We start from the raw sequence: 1,957 nt of genomic DNA, 5'->3' as shown, positions 1-1,957 counted from the left end.
GGAGCGGGCGCCGTCGGAGATGGCGATGGCGTCAGGGGTACGAAGCACCTGGGCCTCGAAGGGGCCGTGCATGGTGGTGACGGCATGCGACTCGCGTGAGGTGTCGTTCCAGGAGACGAGGAACTGGTGACGCTCCTGCTCATCGAGCAGCGGCAGCCGCCAGAGTGACTGGCCCGGGTTGTTCACCGCGGACTTCAGCAAGCTCACCAGATGCTTGCCCATTCGCTCCGCGGTGCCGCGGTCGAACAGGTCGGTGTTGAACTCGAGCAGACCGCCGATGTCGTCGCCGTAGTCACCGCACAGCAGGGACAGGTCGAACTTGGCCGTGCCGCTGTCCACCTGCATCGGCTGGAGCACTCCCGCGTCTCCATCCTCCTGCGGTCCCACCGAGCGCCCCGTGTTCTGGAGGGCGAACATCACCTGGAAGAGCGGAGACCGGCTCAGGTCACGCTCGGGCTTCAGCTCGTCGACGAGCTTCTCGAAGGGCACGTCCTGATGCGTGTACGCCCCGAGCGTCGTCTCCTTCACCTGGGCCAGCAGCTCGCGGAACGTCATCTTCTCCGTCAGCCGTGCGCGCAGCGCGAGCGTGTTGACGAAGAAGCCGACGATGCCTTCGATCTCCGAACGCTGCCGGTTCGCGATGGGCGAGCCCACGACGATGTCGTCCTGGCCTGAGTACCGCGCGAGCAGCACCTGGAACGCGGACAGCAGCGCCATGAAGGGCGTGACGCCTTCGCGCAGGCACAGCGCGCGCAGCTCCGCGGTGAGCTGCGCGCCCAAGTCGATGGCCAACGTGCCGCCGTTCGCCGTCTGGACGGGAGGACGCGGCCTGTCGGTGGGCAACTCCAGGGCGTGCGGAGCCCCGGAGAGCTGACCTCGCCACCAGCTCACCTGCTGGGAGAGGGCTTCGTCGCGCAGCCAGCCTCGCTGCCACGCCGCGTAGTCCGCGTACTGGAGTTCCAGCGGCGCGAGCGGGGACGGACGCCCCTGGGAGAACGCACCGTAGAGCTCGCCGACTTCCCTCGTGAGGATGCCGTTGGACCAACCATCCGAGACGATGTGGTGCACCGTGACGAGCAGGATGTGGCGCTGCTCGGAGAGACGAAGCACGGACGCACGGAGCAGCGGGGCCTGGGAGAGGTCGAACGGCTTCTGCGCTTCGAGCTGGGCCAGCCGCAGCGCTTCAGTCTCCCGCGTGGCCTCGGGCACGCCCTCCAGGTCCGTCACGGGAACGGACATCTCCACGCGAGGATGGATGTGCTGGACCGCCTCGCCATCCGCCTGGTCGTGGAACGAGGTGCGCAGCGCTTCATGGCGCTGCACGAGCTCCTGAATCGCGCGCTCCAACGCGGCGAGGTTCAGCCCGCCGTGGAGCAGGATGGCCGAGGGGATGTTGTAGAACGGACTGCCCGGCTGGAGCCTGTCGAGGAACCACAGGCGCTGCTGAGCGAAGGACAGCGGAATCGGCCCGGTGCGAGGCACCGCCACGAGCGGGGGCCGCTGGAGCGACAGGTCTCCGCGACCCACGGCATCGACGCGAGCCGCGAGCGCCGCGACGGTCGGCGCCTCGAAGAGCGCGCGCAGGGGCAGCTCGACGTCGAAGGCCTTGCGGACGCGAGAGACGACCTGTGTGGCGAGGAGGGAGTGGCCACCGAGGGAGAAGAAGTCGTCGGTGACGCTGACGGAGTCGAGGTGGAGGACTTCCGCCCAGATGGCGGCGAGACGCATCTCGGTGGGATTGCGAGGAGCGACGAAGGAGTCGGTGGGGCCAGAGTCGGGAGCCGGGAGGGCCTTCCTGTCGAGCTTGCCGTGGGTGTTGATGGGCAGCGCGTCCAGGGCAACGAAGGCCGAGGGCACCATGTACTCGGGGAGGTGGAGCAGCAGCTCCGCGCGCAGGGCCGAGGTGTCGACGGAGGCCGGGGTGACGTAGGCGACGAGGCGCTTGAGGCCCGGGACG

Annotated in this window: 1 protein-coding gene; it reads right to left on the bottom strand. The window is 68.7% G+C overall.

Features of this window, described 5'->3' with window-relative positions; translation table 11 throughout:
• The coding region (locus G4D83_RS45135) for a condensation domain-containing protein (RefSeq protein ID WP_240357195.1) at positions 1 to 1,957 on the bottom strand (1,957 nt) is incomplete at both ends.

This window comes from Myxococcus eversor, from assembly GCF_010894455.1.
GTDB lineage: Bacteria > Myxococcota > Myxococcia > Myxococcales > Myxococcaceae > Myxococcus > Myxococcus eversor.
Note: the sequence above shows the minus strand (reverse complement) of the source record. Positions and strands in the feature narration are given on the sequence as shown.